The sequence below is a fragment of the Stenotrophomonas sp. genome (genome assembly GCF_059505245.1).
In genome coordinates this window covers 1-23,551 of record NZ_JCACKF010000039.1, presented here as the reverse complement: position 1 = coordinate 23,551, position 23,551 = coordinate 1, and the positions used below count along the sequence as shown (strand labels likewise).

Sequence of the window (23,551 nt, the reverse complement as noted above, 5' to 3'; positions counted from 1 at the left end):
CGCTTGCGCGGGCCGTTTTCTTTACCGATGCAGTGAGGAATCACGCCTCGACTTCATCATCCTTGTAGGCATCGACCGGGATGCAGGCGCACATCACGTTCTTGTCGCCGTACACATTGTCGACACGCGCCACCGGCGGCCAGTATTTGCTCTGCTTCAGGCTGGCCAGCGGGAAGGCGGCCAGTTCGCGCGGGTAGGCGTGGGTCCACTCGCTGGCGGTCACTGCGGTGGCAGTGTGCGGCGCGTTCTTCAGCGGGTTGTCCTCGCGGTCCAGGCGGCCGTCTTCGATCGCGGTGATCTCCTCGCGGATCTGGATCATCGCGTTGATGAAGCGATCCAGTTCGTGCAGCGATTCGCTCTCGGTCGGCTCCACCATCAGCGTGCCGGCCACCGGGAAGCTCAGGGTCGGGGCGTGGAAGCCGAAGTCGATCAGGCGCTTGGCCACGTCCTCGGCACCGATGCCGCTGGTCTTCTCCAGCGGGCGCACGTCCAGGATGCACTCGTGCGCCACCAGGCCGTTGCGGCCGGTGTACAGGGTCTTGAAGTGCGGGGCCAGGCGCTTGGCGATGTAGTTGGCGTTGAGCTGCGCGACCTGGGTGGCCTTGCGCAGGCCGTCGCGGCCCATCATCGCGATGTACATCCAGCTGATCGGCAGGATCGAGGCGCTGCCGAAGCTGGCCGCGCTGACCATGCCGACCGGGCCGTTGTCACCCAGCTTGCCCGGCAGGAACGGGGCCAGGTGCTCCTTGACCGCGCACGGGCCGACGCCCGGGCCGCCACCGCCGTGCGGGATGCAGAAGGTCTTGTGCAGATTCAGGTGCGAAACGTCCGACCCCCACTTGCCCGGCTTGGCCACGCCGACCAGGGCATTCATGTTGGCACCGTCGGTGTACACCTGGCCGCCGTGCTTGTGGATGATCTCGCAGATCTCCACCACCTCTTCCTCGAACACGCCGTGCGTGGACGGGTAGGTCATCATGATCGCAGCCAGGCGGTCGCTGTACTTCTCGGCGTTGAGGCGGATGTCCTCGACGTCGACGTTGCCGTTGGCATCGGTCTTGGTCACCACCACCTTCATGCCGCACATCTGCGCCGAGGCCGGGTTGGTGCCGTGCGCCGAATCCGGGATCAGGCAGATGTCGCGGTGGCCTTCGCCGCGCGAGCGGTGGTAGGCGCGGATCGCCAGCAGGCCGGCGTACTCGCCCTGCGCGCCGGAGTTCGGCTGCAGGCTGACCGCGTCATAGCCGGTGCATTCCACCAGCATCGCTTCCAGCGTGTCGATGAGTTCCTTGTAGCCCAGCGCCTGGTCGACCGGCACCAGCGGGTGGATCTGCGAGAACTCCGGCCAGGTCACCGGGATCATCTCGGCGGTGGCGTTGAGCTTCATGGTGCACGAGCCCAGCGGGATCATCGTGCGGTCCATCGCCAGGTCCTTGTCGGCCAGCGAGCGCAGGTAGCGCAGCAGTTCGTGCTCGCTGTGGTGGGTGTTGAACACCGGATGGGTCAGGAATGCGGACTGGCGCAGCAGGCCGGCCGGCAGCGCATCGGCGGTGCTGGCATCCAGCGCGTCGACGTCGGCCTGCGCACCGAACACGGCGGCCAGTGCGACCACGTCGGCGCGGGTGGCGGTCTCGTCCAGGCTGATGCCGACCGAGTCGCTGTCGATCGCGCGCAGGTTGTAACCGGCGGCGCGTGCCTTGGCGTGGATCTCATCGGCATGCACGCCGGTGATGTGCAGCGTATCGAAGAAGTCGCCACCGACCTGCACGCCGGCCTCGCGCAGCGCGGCGGCCAGGATCGAGGCCAGGCGGTGGGTGCGCCGGGCGATGCGGGTCAGGCCTTCCGGGCCGTGGTACACGGCATACATCGAGGCCATCACCGCCAGCAGCACCTGTGCGGTACAGATGTTGGAGGTGGCCTTCTCGCGGCGGATGTGCTGCTCGCGGGTCTGCAGGGTCAGGCGGTAGGCCGGGTTGCCCTGGGCATCGACCGAGACGCCGATCAGGCGGCCCGGCATCGAGCGCTTGTAGGCGTCGCGGCAGGCCATGAATGCGGCGTGCGGGCCGCCGAAGCCGAACGGCACGCCGAAACGCTGGCTGTTGCCGACCACGATGTCCGCACCCCATTCGCCCGGGGCGGCCAGCAGGGTCAGCGCCAGCAGGTCGGTGGCCACGGCCACCAGGCCGCCGCGCGCGTGCACGGCCTCGACCAGCGCCTTGTAGTCGCCGATCTGGCCGAAGGTGTCCGGGTACTGCAGCAGCAGGCCGAAGGCTTCTGCTTCCAGTGCCTCGGCCGGGGTGCCGACGCGCAGCACGATGCCCATGGGCTCGGCGCGGGTACGCAGCAGTTCCAGGGTCTGCGGGTGCACGGCGTCGTGCACGAAGAAGGTGTCCGACTTCGACTTGGCCGAACGCTTGGCCAGGGTCATCGCTTCAGCTGCGGCGGTGGCTTCGTCCAGCAGCGAGGCGTTGGCGATTTCCATGCCGGTGAGGTCGGCGCACAGGGTCTGGAAGTTGATCAGCGCTTCCATGCGGCCCTGCGAGATCTCGGCCTGGTACGGGGTGTAGGCGGTGTACCAGGCCGGGTTTTCCAGGATGTTGCGCAGGATCACGTTCGGCGTGTGGGTACCGTAGTAGCCCTGGCCGATGAAGCTGCGCAGCACGGTGTTCTTGTCGGCGATCGCACGGATCTTCGCCAGTGCCTGCACTTCGGTCATCGATTCCGGCAGTGCCAGCGGCGCCGGCGACTTGATCTTGGCCGGTACGATGGCATCGGTCATCGCATCCAGCGACGCGTGGCCGACGACGTCGAGCATCTGCGCGATCTCGGCATCGTTGGGGCCGATGTGGCGCTCGACGAACGCATTGTGGTGCTCGAGCTCACGCAGGGAAGGGGTGTTCTGGGACATGGCGAAGGATCCGTCAGGAAAGGGCACACGCACGGGCACAAGCCGCCGGTCGGCGGTCTGCGGGGCGCCCCTCTGTCCTTTTGCCTGAGAGTTTGGAAGCGCGGAAAACCGCGGCTTCGTGCCCCTTCGGCGCCGGATCGAACCGGTCTCTCCAGAGTTGTGTTACGGGTGGTATCGGGCCTGAGCGATTACGGGCGTTGCGCCTTCGGCAGCGGTGTTCCGCTTCTCCCACCGTGTTGCCCGCCGATTATAGCCCGTTGCGGGCCCGCCAGCCGCCTGCGGGCCCGGCCGCGGCGCCTGAATGGCCGATGGCCCGCCCGTGCGTTTTGTGCACTGCTGCATGGCATCAGGCGCAATCCCCACCTATGATGGGCGGATACCCGAATTCATCTGGCGCCGTCCCTGCTGCAGGGGACTGGCGCCCGCCGTGCGTGCCGCGCATGGCCCTGCCGGACGCCTTCTCCATGACCGCCGCTGTTGCTCCTTCCACCCGCCGCATGGCCCTGCTGCTCGCCGGCCTGGCCATGTTCGGTCCGTTCTCGATCGACACCATCTTCCCCGCGTTTCCGCAGCTGGCCCAGCGCCTGGCGGTGGACGAGGTGGCGGTGCAGCAGACCATCAGCGTGTACCTGCTGTTCTACGGCCTGATGAGCCTGGCACACGGCCCGCTGTCCGATGCCTGGGGCCGCAAGCGGGTGATCCTCGGCGGCCTGGTGGTGTTCGTGGGCGCCTCGGTCGGCTGTGCGCTGTCCACCGATCTGACCACGCTGCTGGGGTTCCGCGCCCTGCAGGGCCTGTCCGCAGGCGTCGGCATGATCGTCGGCCGCGCGGTGATCCGCGACCTGTACCACGGTCACGACGCGCAGCGGCTGATGAGCCAGGTGTCGATGCTGTTCGGCATCGCCCCGGCGATCGCGCCGATCATCGGTGGCTGGATCCTGCTCAGCGGTGCTGGCTGGCCGCTGATCTTCTGGTTCCTGGTGGTGTTCGCACTGGTTCTGCTGGCGGCCACCGCCCGCTACCTGCCGGAGACCCATCCGCTCGAAGCGCGCGTTCCGTTGTCGCCGCGGGTGCTGATGCGTGATTACGTGCGCATCGGTTTCAATCCGCGCTTCCTGCGCCTGGCGCTGGCCGGCAGCATCGGTTTCGGTGGCATCTTCCTGTACATCTCCTCGGCACCGGTGTTCGTGATGCAACACCTGCACCTGGGCGAGGGCGGTTTCGCCTGGCTGTTCATCCCCACCATCGGCGGCATGACCACCGGCTCGTTCCTGTCCGGGCGCATGGCCGGGCACACCACGCCCACCCGCCAGGTATCCATTGGTTTCGGCCTGTGCGCGCTGTCGGTGCTGCTGAACGTCGGCTACGTGGCGCTGGCGCCGCAGTTCGTGCTGCCGTGGGCGGTGCTGCCGATCTTCCTGGGTGGCATGGGCATGGCGCTGATCTTCCCGATCCTGGCGCTGGCGGTGCTGGACATGTACCCGCACCAGCGCGGCCTGGCCTCGTCGCTGCAGGCCTTCGTGCAGCTGATGATCAGCACCGTGGTGGCCGGCGTGGTGTCGCCGCTGCTCAGCGCCAGCCCGCTGCACCTGGCGTTGGGCCAGGCTGGGTTCTTCGGCGCCGGCTTCGTGTTCTGGTACTGGGAACACCGGCGCGAACGCGCGGCGCAGGCAGCCTGCACGGGTCACTGAGCAGCGCGCAGGGGTAGGGCGGGCCGTGGCGCCCGCAACGCTTGCGGCGGGAAACCGCCGGACTAGGCTGGGCACTCCAGCCAGCCGGTGCACAGGTGCACGACAGCCAGCCGATCCACTGTCGTTGCATGAGGTTCCCCATGGCTGCGCAGCAGACCTACCGCCTGTTCGAGGTGGCGCTGAAGGAGCGCCGCGTTCTTTCCCCTTCCCTGGACCGCATGGTGTTCACCGGTGCCGACGTGGCGCGGATGACGACCGGAGGGCCGGACCAGCGCATCAAGGTGTTCTTCCCCTTGCCCGGCCAGGAGGCGCCGCAGGTCCCCAGCGGCGAGGACTGGTACCCGCGCTACCGGGCCCTGCCGGACGATCAGCGCCCGCCGATGCGCACCTACACCCTCCGCCAGCTGCGTGCAGAGCAGGGCGAGGTCGATGTTGATTTCGTGCTGCATGGCGAGACCGGGCCGGCCTCGCGATGGGCCATCCATGCACGGCCGGGCGACCGCGTAGTGCTGTTGGCCCCGGATGCCGACTGTGCCGACAGCAGCGAGGGCTGGGAATGGAAGCCGCCGGCTGGCGTTGGCCAGGTGCTGCTGGTGGCTGACGAGACCGCGTTGCCGGCAGTGGCCGGGATTCTCGAGGAACTGGCGGCCAGGGTGGATCCGCCGCGTACGCTGGCCCTGCTGGAAGTGGCGCAGGCCGGTGATGCGGTTCGCCTGAAGGCGCCGGCCACGGCCGAGCTGGTCTGGTTGCCGCGCGGGCAGGCGGCGTACGGGGCGCCTCTGTTGCAGGCGGTGCAGGCGCGCCTGGCCGCCTCGAGCGTGGTCGCTGGCGAAGAACTGGAAGAGATCGACGTCGACGCGCAGATCCTCTGGGAACAGGCCGATGCCAGCGTGGCGGGGCCGCTGTATGCCTGGGTGGCAGGCGAGGCGGGAGCGGTGATGGCAATCCGTCGCCATCTGGTCCGCGAGTGCGGGCTGGACCGCCGCACGATCACCTTCATGGGTTACTGGCGGCACGGGAAAGTGTTGGACTGAGGGGGTGTGAAGCGGTGTGGCGGGCGGGGTGCGCTATCCTTGCGCCCCCCTCGCAGCGGTACCGCACCATGTCCACCAGCTCCAAGACCCGCCGCGACCAGCGCCGTCGCCAGGAAAAGCAGGCCGCCAACAAGGCCGCTGCCCAGGCCTCGCCGGTGGAGCCGCATGCGGAACTGCGCGACGCGCAGCGCACCCTGCTGGCCGGTGTCGTGCGCCGCGATGGCGAATGGGTGCTGGGCATGGACGGCCGTATCGCCGGCCACAGTGACTCCGCCGCGCAGGTACTGGCGCTGATCATGCAGGCCGGTGAACTGCACGAGCGCAACGGCACACCGGTGCGCCTGATGTACTCCGATGCGCTGCGCGACGCCGCACAGGCCGAAGCGAAGGAAAAGGGCCAGACCTTCGAGGAGTTCAAGGCGGACCTGGCCGCGGCGATGGCGGCGAAGAAGGACAGCTGACAGGCATTCCGGTAGAGCCGGCCGCTGGCCGGCTGCCCGCGGGGTCTTCATCGCGTAGTTGCCGGCCAGCGGCCGGCACTACCAGGAAGGGGCGGATCCTTGCGGACCCGCCCCTTTTTTTTCATTTTGCCGCCGGTGCCGCGTTGGCCTGCCAGCCGCACATCTGGCCTTCGTTCTGCTGCTTCAGCCACTCGTTGACCGGCGTGAAGTACTCGATCATCGGGCCGGCATCGAGCTTGTCGGTGCCGGTCAGCTCCTTCAGTGTGGCCTGCCACGGCTGGCTGGCACCCTTGCTCAGCATCGCCCAGTATTTCTGGCCGGCTTCCTTGTTGCCGTAGAAGGTGCACTCATGCAGCGGGCCCTTGTAGCCGGCCGCGTCGCACAGGCCCTTGTAGAACTGGAACTGCAGGATGCGCGCCAGGAAGTAGCGGGTGTACGGGGTGTTGCCTGGCACGTGGTACTTCGCGCCCGGATCGAAGAACTCCTCGCCACGGGTACTGGCAGGCGCCACGCCCTGGTACTTGGCCTTCAGGTCCCACCATGCCTTGTTGTAGTTGTCGGCGGTGATCGAACCATCGAACACACCCCAGCGCCAGCGGTCGATCATCAGCCCGAACGGCAGGAACGACACGCCCGACAGCGCCATGCGCATCTGGTTGTTGATGACCGCTTCGCGGCTTTCGGTCGGCGCATCGACCAGGCCGATCGAGCTGAGGTACTTGGGGGTCATCGCCAGCACGATGGTGTCGCCGATCGCTTCATGGAACCCATCGTTGGCACCGCCCTGGAACAGCGGCGGCAGCGGGTTGTAGGCCAGGTCGTAATAGATGTGGCCCAGCTCGTGGTAGATGGTGGTGAAGTTCTCTTCGTTCGGCTTGATGCACATCTTGGTGCGCACGTCGCCTTCCATGTTCATGTCCCAGGCGCTGGCGTGGCAGACCACGTCGCGGTCGTCGGGCTTGATGAACTGGGTGCGTTCCCAGTACGACTGCGGCAGTGACGGCATGCCCAGCGACACGTAGAAGTCCTGCGCGCGTTCGGTCATCTGCTTGGCGGTGCGCAGTTCGGCCTCGCGCTGCGCCTTGTACTGTGCGGCCACGTTGGCGTCCTTGCCGGCCTTGGCCAGCGCCGCGCTCAGGTTGGTCTGGTACTGCTTCTCCAGCGCCGCGGTGATGTCCAGGCTGCCGGCGCCCGGGTACGGTTCCAGCTGGTCCCACAGGTTCGACCAGTCCTGCTGCCACATGTTGCCCAGCAGGTGCGCGGCGATCAGCCCGTTGCCGACTTCGGCCTTGTCCTTGCCGTAGGTCTTGTCGAGCTTGCCGCGTGCGTAGCAGTGCAGCTGCTCGTACATTGGCTTGACCTGTTCCCACAGGCGGTCGGTTTCCGGGCCGATCTGCTCCGGCGGCATGTCATAGCCGCTGCGCCACATCTGGCCGGCATCGGTGAAGCCCATGCCCTTGGCGCCTTCGTTCACCAGGCCGACGAACTTCTGGTAGTCACCGCGCATGTTCTTGGTGGTGCTGTGCCAGCCCTGCCAGGCGTCGAGCTGCTTGTCGTAGTCGCGGCTGCGTGCCAGCACCTGCTCCAGCTCGCCCAGCTGGCGGCAGGAGTTCGGATCGTTGGCATCGGTGCAGTACCTGCCGGCGCCATAGCTGCCTTCCATGCGGGTGGCGATCTGGGTCAGCTCGGCCAGCTTGGCCGGGTCGCGCGGTGCCGGCATCGACGACATCAGCTTCAGCAGGTGGATCGCGCGCTTGCTGTCCTCGCTCATCGGCTTGCCGTCGAACTTCGCAGCCTGTTCGATCCAGCTGTTGAGCTGGGTCAGCGAGCGCTCGTTGGCCTTGGCCGCGATGCGTTCCGAATCACTGTTGATGTAGGTGGAGGACAGCCACTGCGCCGAGGTCATCTCCGGGTAGGCGGCCTTGAACTCGGCATTGATGCGGGCCACGAACTGGTCGGCGGTTTCGCCGGCCGGGGCGCTGCTGCTGGCGGTATCGGTGCCTGGGGCAGCTTCCTTCTTGCAGGCGGCCAGGGCCAGCGTGGCGGCGGCGATTGCCGAGGCCAGCAGGAGATGACGGTGTTTCACGGGCGGTCCTTGGGTGGTGAACGACGGCCGAAGGCTAGTGGGCAGCCGCTGCCACCGCAAGTGGCGGAAGTCGGCCGGGCGGCGCCCGGCACCCGCAGAGGCCAGAGCACAAGCAACAGCAACCGCCGAAGCAACCGCAACAGCGGGGTATCCGTGGGATGGCGCGGCGGTGTGGGCTTGCAGGACACGCCGTAAACCCATCCATGGGGGCTCGATGGCGCCATCCATGGCGCCAACGGTCCTGCAAGCCCACACCGCCCCACCTCTGACAGATCGTGGCGGCTGTTGGTAGGTGTCGACCTTGGTCGACACATCTGTCAGGTATCGACAATCAAAATGGGGTCAGATCCGTTTTCCTCCGGAAAACGGATCTGACCCCAAGATCGACCCCAAGATCGTTCCAACAGATCGCGGAAAACTGTCGAAGGCGGGGTGGGTCCAGTGGCGGGAGTGTCCGCGGCATGGATGCCGCGGCCAAGCCCCCAAGGATGGGTTTACGGCGTCTCCCGCCACCGGGCCCACCCCGCCATCCCACGGAATGCACGCTGTTGCTGTTGCTGTCGAGGCTGCCGGCCAGCGGCCGGCACTACCGCAGATGCAGGGCTGCAAGCCCTGCCGAACACCCCTCAACTCTCGCAGTTGGCGAACAGGTCGCGATCACGCTCGTACAGCGAGGTCTTCACCTGCATCAGGCCCAGCACCGACGGGAACAGGTTGTCATGGTCGGTATACGCCGCCGAACGCTTGCGCACGCACTGCAGGTCCAGCCCGCGGCTGCTGGCGAAGCCCGGCGAGAACCACATCGTCATCGGTACCCGGGTCTGCTCGGCCGGGGCGATGGCGTAGGGCACGCCGTGCAGGAACAGGCCCTTCTCGCCCAGCGACTCGCCGTGGTCGGACAGGTAGATCATCGCCGTGTCGTAATCCTGCATGCCCTGCAGCGTGCCGATGGTCTTTGTCAGGAAGTGATCGGTGTACAGCACGGCATTGTCGTAGCTGTTGGTGATCTCTTCGCGCGAGCAACGGCCAATGTCACGGGTATCGCAGGTCGGGGTGAAACGGCGGAATGCGGGCGGATAGCGCTCGAAGTAGGCCGGACCGTGGTTGCCCAGCTGGTGCAGCACCACCACCCGGTCGCCGGGCCTGGCGCGTACCTGGGTGGCCAGGTCCTGCAGCAGGATCTCGTCCATGCAGCGGCCATCGGCGCACAGGCCCGGCGTGGTGGCATCGGACAGCGACTGGAAGCCCAGGCCTTCGCACACGCCCTTGCAGCCGGACTGGTTGTCACGCCACAACGGTGCGATGCCGGCACGGTTCAATACGTGCAGCAGCGACTGGTGCGCGCGGATCTTCTTCTCGTCGTAGTCATGGCGGCCCCACGGCGAGAACAGGCACGGCAACGAAACCTCGGTGCTGGTGCCGCACGAATGCATGTCCGGGAAATTGATCACGCTGGCCTGCGCCAGTTCCGGGGTGGTGTTGCGGCCACCGTTGAGCCCCCAGTTCTGCGCACGCACGGTCTCGCCCATGACGATCACCAGCAGGCGCGGTTTGCTGGCCGGCGCGCGCGTGGTGGCCTTGGCATCGGTGCCGATCGGCAGCTTCGGCGCGCGCTGCACCGGATTGTCGCCACGCAATGCACGCGGCATGCCCAACAGGACATTGGCCGGTGTCGCGAGATAGCGCACTTCACGCTGGTTGCGCATCAGTGCCGAGACATCCTGGAACGAGATCAACGCGCCGCCGACAGCCGTCACTGCCGCCACCACCAGGAAGCCGACGCGCCAGAGCAGGCTGCGGCCCCAGCTGCGGCGGCGCAGCTGCACGCGCCACAGCACCACCATCGGCAGCACTGCCAGCAGCAGTACCGGCCACAGCAGCGATACCGTCATCAGCTCGCGGCTTTCCTTGGGGTCGGTCGCCAGCACGTTGCGCAGCATGTCCGCATCCAGGTAGATGTGGTAGCGGCTCATGTAGTGTGCGGCGAATGCGGTCACCAGCAGCAGCAGGCTGATCACCACTTTGGCGTTCCAGCGCCAGACCAGGATGCCCAGCAGCACGCCGTGCGCACCCAGCAGCAACAGCAGCAGCGACAGCGCGTAGCGCAGGCTGCCCGGATGGCTGGCCATCGCGCTGTGCCAGAACAGGCCGTTGCCGGCCACCGCGAAGAACAGGCTGGTGAACGCGATCAGTGCTTCGGTGGACAGCTGTGGCCGCCAGTGGCGAAGACCCGCCAGCGCAGAAGAGCGGGCGGGGCGTTGGACCGATGCACTCATGCGTTTGCCTCCTGGCGGTTGGGACGGTCCAGCTGACGGCGGATCAGGATGCCTTTGACGATCAGGTACAGGCCGAGTGACAGCAGCCAACATATCAACGCGGTGGCAACGTCATGCGAAAGGAAATGCGCGCCGCGCAGCTGCTGGCTGATGCCGAACACCAGACCGGTGCCGAGGCCGATCCACAAGCCTGCCCAGCGCCACGACGGGCGCCACAGCAGGGCGAAATAGTACAGGCACAGCCACGCATAGCCTGCGCTGGCGTGGCCGGCAGGGAAGCAGGCCTGTGCGGCCATGCCGGCCGGGCGCTGCGTGAAAAGCCCGATATAGGGCTGATGGCCACCGTAGCGCAGCAGGTCCCAGGGACATTCCATCGGCACCAGGGTCTTCAGCAGGGAGATCACGCCCGTACCCAGCGCCATGCCAATTACGACATAAAGCAGCGCCCATCGCAGGGTGCGATCGCCCCCCTTGCGCCAGTGGTGCACGCACAACAGGATCGCGACCAGCGCCGCCGATGTGCTCAGCCACTTGCCGGCCTTGTGCACCACCGTGCGGGTGACCCAGGCGTCCTGCAACGCCCAGTGGCCACCTTCGAGGCGGAACAGGTGATCGGCCACCCATTGATCACCGCCGAAACCCATCAGCAGCGTAAACACGGGCAGACCGATTGCGACAGGCAGCCAGAAGTGAGTTACGGCGAATCTTGACGCCAGTGGTGATGTCGCAAGCGGCGCAACCGCATCAATGGGACGAACGGGCATGCTGGGAAGGGGCGGTTCGGGAATCCGCGCTCATGCTCGTCACCTCGATGTCGGAGAAGGGTCGGACGCCCGTTCGCGCCGGGTTAATGAGTCCCCGGCGCGCGTCACCGTTCAGTCTTCTTCGGCGGTCGATCCGGTGCGCTCGGCGTGGCACTTCGGGTCCCAGGCCGTACCGGGAAGCAGTTGCCAACGATTCCTGTTGGCAATGCCGATGTCGATCACCTTGGCCGGGTCCACGCAGGGGCTCATCGCATCGTCCAGCACCAGCACCCAGCGCTTGCCCGGCGCCTCGGCCAGCCACGGGCCGGCGTCATGCCATTGTTCGGCCCAGGGGCGCTTGAAGCCGAACTCGCGCACCGGCCGATCTGCCTGCAGCAGGTTCTGTTCGCGCCAGGCGACCAGTGCCAGCTCCGCGTCCGGGCCGATCCGCGCGCCCACCCGGCGCATCACCGCCGACGCTGATGCGTACGGATCCAGCGCCGGGATCAGCACCAGGCCGTAGAGCATCCACAGCATGCCGTGGGTCAGCAACACCAGCGTTGCGGCACGTCGCACCCGCAGCCACACGATCAACGTGGCCAGGGCAATGGCAAAGGTCAGCAGGCCATCTCCCAGCACCGGCAGCAGCGAATCGGGCATCGCCCGCCGTTCCAGCTGCGCCAGGGCCCACGGATGTTCGGTCATCAGCATCACGCCGAGCACGCCGGTGGCCAGCATCAGCACCACGGTGTAGCCGAACAGGTAGCGCCGCACGCACAGCCGTCGCAGCAGGCCAGGCAACAGCGGGGCCACCGCCAGCGCCATCGCCGGCAGCATTGGCAGCACATAGACCTCGCGCTTGCCGGGGCTGGCACTGAAGAACACCAGCACCAGCAGCGCCCAGCCCAACAGCAGCCATTGCCGGCGGTCACCACGGCGGATGCGGCGCCACCAGGGTTTGAACAGCATCGGCAGCAGCAGGCTGCCCGGCAGCCACAAGGTCAGGATCACCTGCAGGTAGTACCAGACCGGCTGGCGGTGGTGCCAGGCGTTGGCGTAGCGGGTGCCGGTCTGCTTGAACAGCAGTTCGTGGGCGTAGGACTGCAGGGACGCGCTGGGCTCATGCAGCAATGCCCAGCCCAGCGGGGCAAGCCACACCGCCACGCCCAGCAGGAAGGCCGGGATCAGCCACAGCAGCGTTGCCGGGTGCGGACCGTCCACGCTGCGTCCGCGGCGGCGCTGGTACAGCCACCAGCCGAACCACGGCAGCACCATCAGCAGCGGCAGGAACCCCACGCCCTTGGTCACCGTGCCGAGGCCAGCGGCGAAACCGGCCAGCCACAGCGCGGGCAGGTTGCGGCGCTCGCACAGGTGGCGCATCAGTCCCCACAGGGCCACCGTGGTCATGCCGACCAGCACCATGTCGATCTGCGCGCGCTTGGCCATCAGGCCGAACTGCAGGGTGCAGAACAGCGCCGCGAGGGCGTACAGGGAATGCCGGGGTGACCACAGCCGCCGTGCCAGGTCCGACACCAGCCACAGGCTGAGCAGGGCGCCCAGCAGCGACGGCAGCAGGAACGACCATTGCCAGCTGCCGACCACCTCGTAAGCGGCCGCCTGCAGCCACATGAAGACCGGCGGCTTCTCCGCGTACAGCTCCACGCCCCGGTGCGGCAGCAGCCATTCCCCACTTTCGACCATGGTACGGGCCGCCAGCACGAAGCGCGGCTCGTCCGGCGGCTGCGGCTGGCGCAGGCCGATACCGGCGGCCAACGCGGCGATGATCAGCAGCCACAACAGGGGCAGGCGCCAACGGCGGGGCAGGGCTACGGGCACGGCAGGCTCCGGGAGCAAAACCGCCACTCTGACGTGGCTGGGGTAGGAAAGGCGTCGGAGCGGGCGCAGGGCGACCGCATTCCGACATGGTCGGCGCTACCATGGTACGAACTTCCGTGGATCTTTCGTGCATGCGTCTGTTGGTGATCGAGGACAACCGCCAGCTGGTGGCCAACCTGTTCGACTATTTCGAGTCGCGCGGGCACGTGCTCGACGTGGCCCCGGATGGCATCACCGGCCTGCACCTGGCAGGCAGCCACCCCTACGATGCGGTGATCCTGGACTGGATGCTGCCGCGCATGGAGGGGCCGGAGGTGCTGCGTCGCCTGCGCGCCGAGCACGCGTCGGAGGTGCCGGTGATCATGCTGACCGCGCGCGACGAGCTGCCGGACAAGATCGCCGGCTTCCGCGCCGGTGCCGACGACTACCTGACCAAGCCGTTTGCCCTGCCCGAGCTGGAAGTGCGGCTGGAGGCGCTGCTGCTGCGCGCGCAGGGCCGCAATCCGCGCAAGCGCCTGCAGGTGGGCGACCTGGTGCTGGACCTGGCGACCCTGGAAGCCCAGCGTGGTGGCCAGGTGCTGCATCTGTACCCGGCCTGCCGCAAGCTGCTGGAAGTGCTGATGCGCGCCAGCCCCGGTGCGGTCACCCGCCAGCAGCTGGAGTTCGCCCTGTGGGGCGACGAGCCACCGGATGGCGATCTGCTGCGCTCGCATGTCTACGAGCTGCGCCGCAGCGTCGACGGCCCGTTTGCCGACAAGCTGATCCATACGCTGCCGCGGGTGGGCTATCGGTTGGCGCTGATGGACGCTGCCGACGCAGGCAGGAATGCTGATGAGGGCGCGTAAGCCGGGGCCGCTGTACCGGCGGGTGGTGTGGTGGTTGCTCGGGTACCTGGCGCTGCTGTCGATTGCAGTGTTCAGTGTCGGCAACTACGTGCACGAACACGCCGAGCACGCCGCGTGGCGCGCGCTGCTCAATTCCGAACTGGACAGCATCGTCGAGCATGTCGAGCACGAACCTCACTATCGCTGGCAGGACTCGGACACGCTGAGCCTGTACCGCTTTGACGCGGTCAATCTGCCAGAGAGCCTGCGCTCCCTGCATCCGGGGTTGCATGACGGCGTGATGGTCAAGGGCCGCGAGACGGCGGTGATGGTCCGTGAAACGCAGTCGATGGGACGGGTGGCGCTGGCGCTGGACATCTCCGATTTCCATGACCTGGAACAGTTCGCCACGCGCTGGGTGATGCTGGCCGGGGTGATCATGATCTTCGTCACCGTGCTGATGGCGTCGTTCGGCATGGAGCGGATGGTGCGTCCGTTGAGCCTGCTGGCACAGCACATTGCCGGGCTGCGGCCGGGCGTGCAGGGCCAGCGTATCGAGGTCGATCCGCGCGGCAGCGCCGAGCTGCATACCATCGCCGGTGCGTTGAACGACTACCTGGACCGCAACGAGCAGTTCGTCGAGCGCGAGCGGGTCTTCATCAGCACCGCCAGCCACGAACTGCGCACGCCGATCGCGGTGATGACCGGTGCTGCCGAGCTGGCGCTGGAGCAACCGGGCCTGCCCGAGCGCGCCCGCCAGCAGATGCAGCGGGTGTTGCGCACAGCGCAGAGCGTGGAGCAGCTGATCGAGCTGCTGCTGGTGCTGGCGCGTGATCCGGCACGCCTGGCCGCGCGTGCCGAGCGCATCGCCCTGGACCAGCTGCTGCCGGAGATCGTCGACGACCATCGCCACCTGCTCGGTGACAAGGACCTGAGCATCGGCATCCAGGCGGCGCCGGTGGATATCGTTGCGCCGATGGCAGTGGTGCAGGCGGCGATCGGCAACCTGCTGCGCAATGCCATCGAGAACAGCGGCCGCGGCCATATCGAGCTGCAGCTGAGTGCGTCGGCGGTGCTGACGCTGCAGGACCCAGGGCATGGCATGAGCCCGGAGGAGATTGCCGCCATCCACGCGCGCATGGCCCGTGGCGGACGCGCCGATCGTGGCAGCGGCATTGGCCTGGACCTGATCGCGCGGCTGTGCGAGCACCTGGGCTGGACCCTGCAGCTGCAGCCCTGCGAACCGCGCGGAACGCGTGTCACGCTCGATTTCAGTGCCTCGCGCCCGGCCTGAACCGGCCGTCCTGGTAGATGCCAACCTTGGTTGGCATGCGGCCCGTCGACCAAGGTCGACGCCTACCCACGCAATGGCTGTTCGCATTACCGCCCGTTCGGCCGCGCCACGTGCTGGTCGATCAGGATCACGTTGCCGTCGGGATCGGCCAGCTGCAGGTAGCCGGTCCCCTGGCCATCGGGGTCAGTGCGGACTGCCAGTTCGATGCCCTTGGCATCCAGTTCCGCCTGCAGTTCACGCACATCCTGGAAGTGGGGCAGCTCCTGCCTGTGCTGGTCCCAGCCGGGGTTGAAGGTCAGCAGGTTGCCCTCGAACATGCCCTGGAACAGCCCGATGACCGTGCCGTTGCTGCGCATTACCAGCCAGTTCTGCGTGGGATCGCCACCGGTGACCGAGAACCCGAGGGCTTCGTAGAACGCGCGGGAGGCGGCCAGGTCCTTCACGGACAGGCTGACAGAGAACGCACCAAGCTGCATGGGCCTGCTCCACAACGGTGATGCCGCAATCGTCGTCAATGCAGGAGAAGGCGACAAGCAGCGCAGCATGACCAGGCGTGAAGACAATGTTAATCTCGACCTGCGCCGCGTCATGCGGCGCTTTTTTTTCTCCGCTCTTTCGATCGACAGAGGATCCCATGCCGACCGAACCCGCTACCGCCCTGATCAGCAACGACATCGTTGGACTGGGCCTGATTGCCGCCACCCTGGCCCTGATCTTCTGGGCCGCCAGTGGTCCGACCCCGTTGTTGAAGAAGATCTTCGCCTGGGTGCCGGCACTGCTGCTGTGCTACTTCATCCCCGCCATCTACAACACCGCCGGTGTCATCGATGGCCACAACACCTCGCTGTACAACCCGGTCGCGCGCGACGTGCTGCTGCCCGCTGCGCTGGTCCTGCTGACACTGTCGATCGACCTGAAAGGCGTCATCAAGCTCGGCCCAAAGCTGCTGATCGTGTTCTGCGCCGGTACCGCCGGCATCATGCTCGGCGCCATCGTCTCGTTCCAGCTGATGAAGCTGATCCATCCGGAAACGGTGGCCGGTGATACCTGGGCCGGCATGGCCGCGCTGGCCGGCAGCTGGATCGGTGGCGGCGCCAACATGGTGGCCATGCGCGAGGTGTTCGGCACCGATGCCACCACCTTTGGCCAGTTCGCGGTGGTCGACGTGGCCTGCGCCAGCCTGTGGATGGCGATCCTGCTGTTTTTGGCCAACCGCGCGCAGCAGATCGATACCCGCAACGGTGCCGACACCCGCGCCATCGACGAGATGAAGGCACGCATCAGCGCCTACGAGGCACAGAACGCGCGCATTCCCAGCATGACCGACCTGATGGTGATCGTTGGCGTGGCATTGGGTGGCGTCGGCCTGGCCCATGCCATCGCCGCGCCGTTGTCGGGCTGGTTCAAGGCCAATGTCAGCTGGGCCAGCCAGTTCAGCCTCGACAGCCAGTTCGTCTGGGTGATCCTGCTGTCCACGGCGATGGGCCTGGGCCTGAGCTTCACCCGTGCGCGCCGGCTGGAAGCCGCAGGCGCTTCGCGGCTGGGCACGGTGTTCCTGTACTTCCTGATCGCCTGCATCGGCATGCAGATGAACCTGCTGTCGCTGCTGGATCGGCCGTGGCTGTTCCTGCTTGGCGCGATCTGGATGGCCACGCACGTGCTGGTGCTGTGGGGGGTAGCCAAGCTGCTGCGCGCGCCGCTGTTCTTCTTCGCGATCGGTTCGCAGGGCAACATCGGCGCGGCCGCCTCGGCCCCCGTGGTGGCCGCAGCCTTCCATCCGACGCTGGCCCCGGTGGGCGTGCTGCTGGGTACGGTGGGCTATGCCACCGGCACCGGGCTGGCGTATGTCACCGGCCTGATCCTGAAGTGGATGGCCGGCGCCTGAGTCCTGGCCGGACGATCCTGTTGCGGGTTCGCGGCGTGCGCCGCGAACCCGCTCTGCCAGTGTAGAGCCGAGCCCGCGCTCGGCTTTCTTTTGCCTGCTGAAAGGCAGGCCTGGCCCTCAGCAGCAGCGCCCGCCGTTGCGTCCGCCGTAACGCGCTTCCTGGCGCTCGCGGAAGAACGTCTTGTAGTCCATCGGCTCCTGGTCCGGGTGCTTATCCAGCATGTGCCGGACGTAGTTGTCGTAGTCAGGAATGCCGCAGCACAGTCGTGCTGTCTGCACCAGGCGCCGCCAGATGCGGCGGTGCGCCTGGTACTGGCCGGCGGGAACCAGTTGCGTGCTCATCACAGATCCACCATTTCATGCGGCTTCAGCGCCACGTACGGGGTCTCGCGGTCGCTGCGCTGCGGGTTGCGGCGTGCCGCCAGGATGGTCTTGATCGAATACACCAGCACCGCGCCGACCACCAGCAGGAACAGCGCGGTCAGGCCGGTGTTGACGTAGGCGTTGACCACGATCTGCTTCATCTGCGCCACCGACTTGGCCGGTGCAGTGATCGTATCGCTGGCGAGCGCGGCCTGGAACTTGTGTGCCTGCGCCAGGAAACCCTGCGCCGGGTTGCTGTCGAAGATCTTGATGAAGCCGGCGTAGGTGGTGCAGATCAGCAGCCACACCGCCGGTACCGCAGTGACCCACGCATAGCGGTCACGCTTCATCTTGAACAGCACCACCGTGCCCAGCATCAGCGCGATGCCAGCCAGCATCTGGTTGGAGATGCCGAACAGCGGCCACAGCGTCTGGATGCCGCCGAACGGATCGACCACGCCGGTGTAGAGCAGGTAGCCCCACAGCGCCACGCAGCCGGCGGTACCGATGATGTTGGCGGTCCACGACTCGGTCTTCTTCAGGGCCGGCACGAAGTTGCCCAGCAGGTCCTGCAGCATGAAGCGCCCGGCGCGGGTACCAGCGTCCACCGCGGTCAGGATGAACAAGGCTTCGAACAGGATCGCGAAGTGGTACCAGAACGCCATCATCGCGTCGCTGCCACTGGGAATCGCTTCGTGCAGGATCTGCGCTATGCCTACCGCCAGCGTCGGTGCACCACCGGCGCGGTGCAGGATGGTGGGTTCACCGATGGCGGCCGCGGTCGCGGTCAACTGCTCGGGGGTGATGGTGAAGCCCCAGGTGTTGGTGATGTAGTGCGCCGCCGAGGCTGCATCGGCACCGATCACGGCGGCCGGGCTGTTCATCGCGAAGTAGATGCCCGGATCGATGATCGAGGCCGCCACCAGCGCCATCACCGCCACGAACGATTCCATCAGCATGCCGCCGTAGCCGATGTAGCGCATGTGCGCTTCATTGGCCAGCAGCTTCGGCGTGGTGCCGGAGGAGATCAGTGCGTGGAAACCCGAGACCGCACCGCAGGCGATGGTGATGAACAGGAAGGGGAACATGCCGCCCTTCCACACCGGGCCATCACCGCTGGCGGCGAACTGGGTCAGTGCCGGCATCTTCAGTTCCGGCATCACCACCAGGATGCCGATGGCCAGCGCGATGATGGTGCCGATCTTGAGGAAGGTCGACAGGTAGTCGCGCGGGGCCAGCAGCAGCCACACCGGCAGCACCGAGGCGACGAAGCCGTAGCCGATCAGCATCCAGGTGATCTGGGTACCGGTGAAGGTGAATGCCGGGCCCCACACCGGGTCGGCGGCGACCTTGCCGCCGTACCAGATCGCGGCCAGCAGCAGGATCAGGCCAACCACCGAAATTTCGCCGATCCTGCCGGGGCGGATGTAGCGCATGTACACGCCCATCAGGATCGCGATGGGCATCGTCGCGATCACCGTGAACATGCCCCACGGGCTTTCGGCCAGCGCCTTGACCACCACCATCGCCAGCACCGCCAGGATGATGATCATGATCAGGAACGCACCGAACAGGGCGATGGTGCCGGGTACCTGGCCCATCTCCTCGCGCACCAGGTCACCCAGCGAGCGGCCGTTGCGACGGCTGGACAGGAACAGCACCATGAAGTCCTGCACCGCACCGGCCAGCACCACGCCCACCACCAGCCACAGCAGGCCGGGCAGGTAGCCCATCTGCGCGGCCAGCACCGGGCCGACCAGCGGGCCGGCGCCGGCAATGGCGGCGAAGTGGTGGCCGAACAGCACGTGCTTGTTGGTCGGCACGTAGTCCAGGCCATCGTTGTTGATCACCGCCGGGGTGGCCCGGGTCGGATCCAGCTGCATCACCTTGTTGGCGATGAACAGGCTGTAGAAGCGGTAGGCGACCAGGTACAGCGAGACCGCGGCCACCACGATCCACAGTGCGTTGATGTGCTCGCCGCGGCGCAGGGCGACGGTGCCCAGACAGAATGCGCCGAGCAGGGCGAGTGCCGCCCAGCCCAGTTTGGAAAACCCTTTCATGAGGTGCTCTCTCCCGGAAAGACAGTCAAAGAGTCCTGCTTGCCCACGACAGGGTCAATTGGCACAGGACGAATCGGCGGTAGTACTTTGGTCGTACGACGGTGGCGCTGACGTGCAGCCAACATCAGGGATGGAACAATTGGTTGCGGTGCCATCCATTGGCGTACGGCCATGTGGCGTCCATCTTCAGGGGCATCCATCCCACAGGAGTCGCCATGAGCCTTCCCGAACCGGTCCGCGTGCTGCGCACCATCCGTGGCATGCCCACCTCCGACGGTGCCGGCGTGCGCCTGACCCGCGTCATCGGCGGCCCGACGCTGCCGGACCTGGACCCGTTCCTGCTGCTCGATGAATTCGGCACCGACCGGGCCGAGGACTACATCGCCGGCTTCCCGGAACACCCGCACCGCGGTTTCGAGACCGTCACCTACATGCTCGACGGACGCATGCGGCATCGCGACAACCATGGCAACGAAGGCCTGTTGACCCCGGGCAGCGTGCAGTGGATGACCGCTGGCCGCGGCCTGGTGCACTCGGAGATGCCCGAGCAGGAAAGCGGGCAGATGCGTGGATTCCAGCTGTGGGTGAACCTGCCGGCGAAGGAGAAGATGACCGAGCCGAAGTACCAGGAGTTCGCGCCCGAGCGCATTCCCGTGGTGCAGCCGGCAGCCGGCGTGGAAGTGAAGGTGATCGCCGGCTCGGTCGACGGCACCCGCGGCCCGATCGTGCAGCCGGCCACCGAGCCGCTGTATCTCGACATCACGTTGGCGCCCGACCGGGCCTGGACTTACACGCTGCCGGAAGGCCACAACGCCTTTGCCTATGTATTTGAAGGCGGACTGACGGTGGGTGAACAGGACGCCGCCCGTGATGTTGCGCGCCAGGAGCTGGCGGTGCTGGGCGGCGGCGAACAGCTGCATGTTTCGGCCGGCAGCGAAGGCGCGCGGCTGATCCTGGTGGCCGGGCGTCCGTTGCGCGAGCCGGTGATGCGGCACGGCCCGTTCGTGATGAACACGCGGCAGGAACTGATGCAGGCCTTCGTCGATTTCCAGGAAGGCAGGTTCTGAGGTAGTGCCGGCCGCCGGCCGGCACCTGCTTTTGATCAGGACCGAAGGGTTTGCCGGCCGGCGGCCGGCACTACCTGCCGATCGAGGTGCATTGCGGGGATGCTGCCAGGCAGTCATCCCGTCACCTTCAGCGCCCGGCGGCCACGGCCGAAGGGGTCAGGCTCATGCCCTGCGCCAGCTGCTGCAGTGAGCTCAGTTCCTGCGCGCTGTCCGGATACAGCGCAATCTGCGCATAACGCCCTTTGTCGATCTTGACCACGCTGATGCGCCGTTCGGCATATCCCGGCGGTTGCTGGCCGCCCAGGTCGGGCTGGTACCAGTACAGTGATTCACCGCCGAAGCTGCCTTTTTCCTGGCGCAGCGAGCGGCTCAGCGGAATTGCGGGGTCACGCGCGCTGAGCATCAGGCTCAGTACTTCGCGGCCATCAGGGGTGCTGGCGCGGCAGACCAGGAAATCGGCCTGCACCTGCTGCTGCCACTGCAGGCCACTGCTGGCTGGCAGCGAAGGACATTCGGACGGCGCCTGCGCGGCGGCCTGGGCCGCAGCGAACAGCAGGCTCGACAACATGACAGGCACGAACTTCATGCATCCCCCAAGGTGATGAGTTGTTTGGCTCCGCCAGCAGGGCCGGCGGCCGTGGCATCCCATCCCCGGATGCCGCCCCATCCGGCATGTGCACGGACGGTCAACTCAACCTTAACGGAACGTGAGCAATCGCACAATTCGCGGTTACAGAAGTAACCATTGCGGCCGAGGGTCGGCCGCAATGGGAGTCGCGAGGATCAGCGGTCGCTGCCGATCCACTTGTAGATCAGGCCGCCGATCGCGCCGCCCAGCAGGGGAGCGACCCAGAACAGCCACAGCTGGCTGACTGCGCCGCTGCCGGCAAAGAAGGCCACGGCGGTGGAGCGGGCCGGGTTCACCGAGGTGTTGGTGACCGGAATGCTGATCAGGTGGATCAGGGTCAGCGACAGGCCGATCGCCAGCGGGGCGAAACCGGCCGGTGCCTTGCCGTGGGTGGAACCCATGATCACGATCAGGAACACTGCCGTCAGCACCACTTCGCACAGGAAGGCGGCTGCCACGCTGTAGCCGCCGGGCGACAGCGCGCCATAGCCATTGCTGGCGAACGCACCCGCCTGGCTGCCATCGATGGCGAAGCCAGTGGCGCCGGAGGCGATCTGCAGCAGGATGAAGCCGGCCAGCAGGCCGCCGGCAACCTGGGCGATGATGTAGGGCACCAGATCCCTGGTCGGGAAACGACCACCGGCCCACAGCCCGACGCTGACTGCCGGGTTGAAGTGCGCGCCGGAGATATGGCCGAACGCATAGGCGCCGGTCACCACGGTCAGGCCGAAGGCCAGCGCCACGCCGAGGAAACCGATCCCCAGCGGATTGCCGTCGCCACCGAACTTGGCGGCCAGCACCGCACTGCCACAGCCACCCAGAACCAGCCAGAACGTGCCGAGGAACTCGGCGGACAAGCGTTTACCCATGCTCATGTGTTGCACTCCTTTGACGGTCGAAAGTGTGATTTATGTCACATTTCAATGATCAGCGGGTGACTGTAGCGTCAACGCCGGGTGCAGGGATACACCTTCAGATGTGTGCAACACGCGATGTTCAGTACTGCGGAAGTGGGATGAATTCCTTGTCGTCGCCCGGAATGGTGCCGAAGCGGCCGGCTTCCCAGTCGTGCTTGGCCTGCTCGATGCGCTCCTTCGAGCTCGACACGAAGTTCCACCACAGGTGGCGCGGGCCATCCAGCGGCTCGCCACCGAACAGCATCGCCTTCACCTGCGTCTTCGCGCGCAGGCGGCCGCGTGCACCGGCTTCGGGGATCACCAGGTGCTGCGCGGGAATATCCACGCCATCCAGCTGCGCGTCGCCCTCGAGGATGTACAACGCGCGCTCGCGGTGGCCATCGTCGATATCGATTTCCGCATCGGGGTCGAGATCGATTGCCACGTTGAGGGTGTCGGCGAACACCTTCACCGGCGATTCCTCGCCGTACGCACGGCCGGCGATCACCCGCAGCCACGCGCCGTTGCGACGCTGCTCGGGCAGGGTGGCAGCGGCATGGTGGTAGAACGCCGGCTCGATTTCCTCGTGCGACTTCGGCAGCGCGACCCAGGTCTGCATGCCGTGGATCGGGTTGTCATGGTCGCGGTCCGGTTGCGGCGTCCGCTCGGAATGGGCGATACCGCGGCCGGCGGTCATCCAGTTGACGTCACCGGGACGGATCACCTGATCCGAACCCAGCGTGTCGCGGTGGCCGATCGCGCCCGACCACAGGTAGGTGACGGTGGCCAGGCCGATATGCGGATGCGGGCGCACGTCGATGGCGGTGCCGGGGTGCATGAGTGCCGGGCCCATCTGGTCGACGAACACGAACGAGCCGATGCTGCGCGCCTGCAGGGTGGGGACGGCGCGACGGACTTCCAGGCCGCCGATGTCGTGCACGCGCGGGGCGATGATGGTGGTCATGCGGGCGTTCTCGCTGGCAGGGATCAGGTGGTGAGCATCGCATGCAGCTGTGACGGGCACATGCCCCGTATGGGTAACAGGGTGTTCCAGCCAACGGCGCAGCCCCTCGTGGCTGTGGGGTTGGTTGCGTAAAGCAAAAGCCGCGCTTGGCCGGGCGGGGTGGGTTCGCGGGGGACGCCGTGAATCCGTCCCTGGAGGCTTGGCCGCGGCATCCATGCCGCGGACACCCCCGCGGACCCACCCCGCCCGGCCTCTGACAGTTTCCGTGTGCGTCCAGCCACGGAGAAGAAAAAAGAAAATCAAAATCAAACGCCGGTCGCTTCGCTCCTGGTGACGAGCAAGGTCGACACCCATCAGTTTGTAGTGATCCACACCGATATCGAGATTCACCGACCGTTGCCGGGAAACTGTCAGGGGTGGGGCGGGGGGGGGGGGGGCGGGCGGGGGGGGCGGCCGGGGGGGGGGGGGGGCCCCCGCGGGGGGGGGGGGGGGGATGGTAAGAGACGCGCCCACCCCCCCCCCCCCAAAAATAAAG

At 66.9% G+C, this 23,551-nt stretch carries 18 protein-coding genes and 1 riboswitch; of the genes, 7 read left to right on the top strand and 11 right to left on the bottom strand.

Annotation, left to right across the window (positions count from 1 at the left end; genetic code table 11):
* Nucleotides 1-40: 40 nt before the first annotated feature.
* Nucleotides 41-2,908 carry an aminomethyl-transferring glycine dehydrogenase gene (gene gcvP / locus AC5JLE_RS15390; RefSeq protein WP_496065443.1) on the bottom strand — a complete coding sequence of 956 codons (2,868 nt, stop codon included), beginning with the start codon at nt 2,906-2,908 and terminating at the stop codon, nt 41-43.
* A 62-nt stretch (nt 2,909-2,970) separates the two neighbouring features.
* A riboswitch (glycine riboswitch) is annotated at nt 2,971-3,073 on the bottom strand.
* Nucleotides 3,074-3,372: 299 nt separating this feature from the next.
* Between gcvP and AC5JLE_RS15385 the strand changes: the two genes are divergently transcribed.
* The 3 genes from AC5JLE_RS15385 to AC5JLE_RS15375 all read left to right on the top strand — a co-directional run bounded on the left by AC5JLE_RS15385 (nt 3,373) and on the right by AC5JLE_RS15375 (nt 6,094).
* A complete protein-coding gene (locus AC5JLE_RS15385; protein WP_032960036.1) occupies nt 3,373-4,599 on the top strand; it encodes a multidrug effflux MFS transporter in 1,227 nt (408 codons plus the stop codon).
* 140 nt (nt 4,600-4,739) lie between these two features.
* Nucleotides 4,740-5,633 (top strand): siderophore-interacting protein, encoded by an 894-nt coding sequence (locus AC5JLE_RS15380; protein ID WP_032960029.1) that lies wholly within the window; start codon nt 4,740-4,742, stop codon nt 5,631-5,633.
* A 68-nt stretch (nt 5,634-5,701) separates the two neighbouring features.
* Complete coding sequence (locus AC5JLE_RS15375; protein WP_014648016.1) at nt 5,702-6,094, top strand: hypothetical protein; 393 nt, start codon at nt 5,702-5,704, stop codon at nt 6,092-6,094.
* A gap of 121 nt (nt 6,095-6,215) precedes the next feature.
* On the opposite strand, the gene AC5JLE_RS15370 is transcribed toward AC5JLE_RS15375, so the two are convergent.
* From AC5JLE_RS15370 to AC5JLE_RS15355, 4 genes are all read right to left on the bottom strand, one after another.
* On the bottom strand, nt 6,216-8,180 hold the full coding sequence (locus AC5JLE_RS15370; protein ID WP_241884308.1) for a M2 family metallopeptidase: 1,965 nt from the start codon (nt 8,178-8,180) through the stop codon (nt 6,216-6,218).
* Between the two features lie 626 nt (nt 8,181-8,806).
* A complete protein-coding gene (locus AC5JLE_RS15365) occupies nt 8,807-10,456 on the bottom strand; it encodes a phosphoethanolamine transferase (RefSeq protein ID WP_496065442.1) in 1,650 nt (549 codons plus the stop codon).
* Nucleotides 10,453-11,220, bottom strand: coding sequence for a phosphatase PAP2 family protein (locus AC5JLE_RS15360; RefSeq protein WP_100450454.1), 768 nt, complete (start codon nt 11,218-11,220; stop codon nt 10,453-10,455). The genes AC5JLE_RS15365 and AC5JLE_RS15360 overlap by 4 nt, the downstream gene beginning before the upstream one ends.
* Nucleotides 11,221-11,331: 111 nt before the next feature.
* Entirely contained in the window at nt 11,332-13,035 is a 1,704-nt protein-coding gene (locus AC5JLE_RS15355) for an ArnT family glycosyltransferase (RefSeq protein WP_049420433.1), read from the bottom strand.
* Between the two features lie 131 nt (nt 13,036-13,166).
* On the opposite strand from AC5JLE_RS15355, the gene AC5JLE_RS15350 reads away from it, so the two are divergent.
* Together AC5JLE_RS15350 and AC5JLE_RS15345 are read left to right on the top strand one after the other, a co-directional pair.
* Nucleotides 13,167-13,880: a response regulator transcription factor gene (locus tag AC5JLE_RS15350; RefSeq protein WP_014648011.1), complete on the top strand. Its 714-nt coding sequence runs from the start codon at nt 13,167-13,169 to the stop codon at nt 13,878-13,880.
* Entirely contained in the window at nt 13,867-15,153 is a 1,287-nt protein-coding gene (locus tag AC5JLE_RS15345; protein WP_032958989.1) for a sensor histidine kinase, read from the top strand. The genes AC5JLE_RS15350 and AC5JLE_RS15345 overlap by 14 nt, the downstream gene beginning before the upstream one ends.
* A gap of 86 nt (nt 15,154-15,239) precedes the next feature.
* Here AC5JLE_RS15345 and AC5JLE_RS15340 read toward each other — a convergent pair whose 3' ends face one another.
* Nucleotides 15,240-15,629 carry a VOC family protein gene (locus tag AC5JLE_RS15340; protein WP_032958991.1) on the bottom strand — a complete coding sequence of 130 codons (390 nt, stop codon included), beginning with the start codon at nt 15,627-15,629 and terminating at the stop codon, nt 15,240-15,242.
* A 158-nt stretch (nt 15,630-15,787) separates the two neighbouring features.
* On the opposite strand from AC5JLE_RS15340, the gene AC5JLE_RS15335 reads away from it, so the two are divergent.
* Nucleotides 15,788-17,038 (top strand): DUF819 family protein, encoded by a 1,251-nt coding sequence (locus AC5JLE_RS15335; RefSeq protein WP_053496043.1) that lies wholly within the window; start codon nt 15,788-15,790, stop codon nt 17,036-17,038.
* 117 nt (nt 17,039-17,155) lie between these two features.
* Here AC5JLE_RS15335 and AC5JLE_RS15330 read toward each other — a convergent pair whose 3' ends face one another.
* Both AC5JLE_RS15330 and AC5JLE_RS15325 read right to left on the bottom strand, forming a co-directional pair.
* Nucleotides 17,156-17,380 carry a YbdD/YjiX family protein gene (locus AC5JLE_RS15330; RefSeq protein ID WP_032958992.1) on the bottom strand — a complete coding sequence of 75 codons (225 nt, stop codon included), beginning with the start codon at nt 17,378-17,380 and terminating at the stop codon, nt 17,156-17,158.
* Complete coding sequence (locus tag AC5JLE_RS15325) at nt 17,380-19,461, bottom strand: carbon starvation CstA family protein (RefSeq protein ID WP_014648006.1); 2,082 nt, start codon at nt 19,459-19,461, stop codon at nt 17,380-17,382. Before AC5JLE_RS15325 ends, AC5JLE_RS15330 begins: the two co-directional genes overlap by 1 nt.
* Nucleotides 19,462-19,676: 215 nt before the next feature.
* Here AC5JLE_RS15325 and AC5JLE_RS15320 point away from each other — a divergent pair, with 215 nt between their 5' ends.
* Entirely contained in the window at nt 19,677-20,528 is an 852-nt protein-coding gene (locus AC5JLE_RS15320; protein WP_014648005.1) for a pirin family protein, read from the top strand.
* A gap of 127 nt (nt 20,529-20,655) precedes the next feature.
* Here AC5JLE_RS15320 and AC5JLE_RS15315 read toward each other — a convergent pair whose 3' ends face one another.
* The 3 genes from AC5JLE_RS15315 to AC5JLE_RS15305 all read right to left on the bottom strand — a co-directional run bounded on the left by AC5JLE_RS15315 (nt 20,656) and on the right by AC5JLE_RS15305 (nt 23,016).
* A complete protein-coding gene (locus AC5JLE_RS15315) occupies nt 20,656-21,114 on the bottom strand; it encodes a hypothetical protein (protein WP_049441929.1) in 459 nt (152 codons plus the stop codon).
* 197 nt (nt 21,115-21,311) lie between these two features.
* The gene (gene aqpZ, locus AC5JLE_RS15310) at nt 21,312-22,031 is read right to left on the bottom strand and encodes an aquaporin Z (RefSeq protein ID WP_049441926.1); all 720 of its coding nucleotides are present in this window, start codon (nt 22,029-22,031) and stop codon (nt 21,312-21,314) included.
* 121 nt (nt 22,032-22,152) lie between these two features.
* Entirely contained in the window at nt 22,153-23,016 is an 864-nt protein-coding gene (locus tag AC5JLE_RS15305; protein WP_496065441.1) for a pirin family protein, read from the bottom strand.
* Nucleotides 23,017-23,551: the final 535 nt, after the last annotated feature.

What these genes read in the sequence shown, in the direction of transcription:
- AC5JLE_RS15320 (WP_014648005.1), top strand. Translation starts at nt 19,677, where the DNA reads ATGAGCCTTCCCGAACCGGTCCGCGTGCTGCGCACCATCCGTGGCATG.
- AC5JLE_RS15380 (WP_032960029.1), top strand. Translation starts at nt 4,740, where the DNA reads ATGGCTGCGCAGCAGACCTACCGCCTGTTCGAGGTGGCGCTGAAGGAG.
- AC5JLE_RS15325 (WP_014648006.1), bottom strand. Translation starts at nt 19,461, where the DNA reads ATGAAAGGGTTTTCCAAACTGGGCTGGGCGGCACTCGCCCTGCTCGGC.
- AC5JLE_RS15385 (WP_032960036.1), top strand. Translation starts at nt 3,373, where the DNA reads ATGACCGCCGCTGTTGCTCCTTCCACCCGCCGCATGGCCCTGCTGCTC.
- AC5JLE_RS15305 (WP_496065441.1), bottom strand. Translation starts at nt 23,016, where the DNA reads ATGACCACCATCATCGCCCCGCGCGTGCACGACATCGGCGGCCTGGAA.
- AC5JLE_RS15375 (WP_014648016.1), top strand. Translation starts at nt 5,702, where the DNA reads ATGTCCACCAGCTCCAAGACCCGCCGCGACCAGCGCCGTCGCCAGGAA.
- aqpZ (WP_049441926.1), bottom strand. Translation starts at nt 22,031, where the DNA reads ATGAGCATGGGTAAACGCTTGTCCGCCGAGTTCCTCGGCACGTTCTGG.
- AC5JLE_RS15350 (WP_014648011.1), top strand. Translation starts at nt 13,167, where the DNA reads ATGCGTCTGTTGGTGATCGAGGACAACCGCCAGCTGGTGGCCAACCTG.
- AC5JLE_RS15315 (WP_049441929.1), bottom strand. Translation starts at nt 21,114, where the DNA reads ATGAAGTTCGTGCCTGTCATGTTGTCGAGCCTGCTGTTCGCTGCGGCC.
- AC5JLE_RS15335 (WP_053496043.1), top strand. Translation starts at nt 15,788, where the DNA reads ATGCCGACCGAACCCGCTACCGCCCTGATCAGCAACGACATCGTTGGA.
- AC5JLE_RS15365 (WP_496065442.1), bottom strand. Translation starts at nt 10,456, where the DNA reads ATGAGTGCATCGGTCCAACGCCCCGCCCGCTCTTCTGCGCTGGCGGGT.
- gcvP (WP_496065443.1), bottom strand. Translation starts at nt 2,908, where the DNA reads ATGTCCCAGAACACCCCTTCCCTGCGTGAGCTCGAGCACCACAATGCG.
- AC5JLE_RS15345 (WP_032958989.1), top strand. Translation starts at nt 13,867, where the DNA reads ATGAGGGCGCGTAAGCCGGGGCCGCTGTACCGGCGGGTGGTGTGGTGG.
- AC5JLE_RS15330 (WP_032958992.1), bottom strand. Translation starts at nt 17,380, where the DNA reads ATGAGCACGCAACTGGTTCCCGCCGGCCAGTACCAGGCGCACCGCCGC.
- AC5JLE_RS15340 (WP_032958991.1), bottom strand. Translation starts at nt 15,629, where the DNA reads ATGCAGCTTGGTGCGTTCTCTGTCAGCCTGTCCGTGAAGGACCTGGCC.
- AC5JLE_RS15360 (WP_100450454.1), bottom strand. Translation starts at nt 11,220, where the DNA reads ATGCCCGTTCGTCCCATTGATGCGGTTGCGCCGCTTGCGACATCACCA.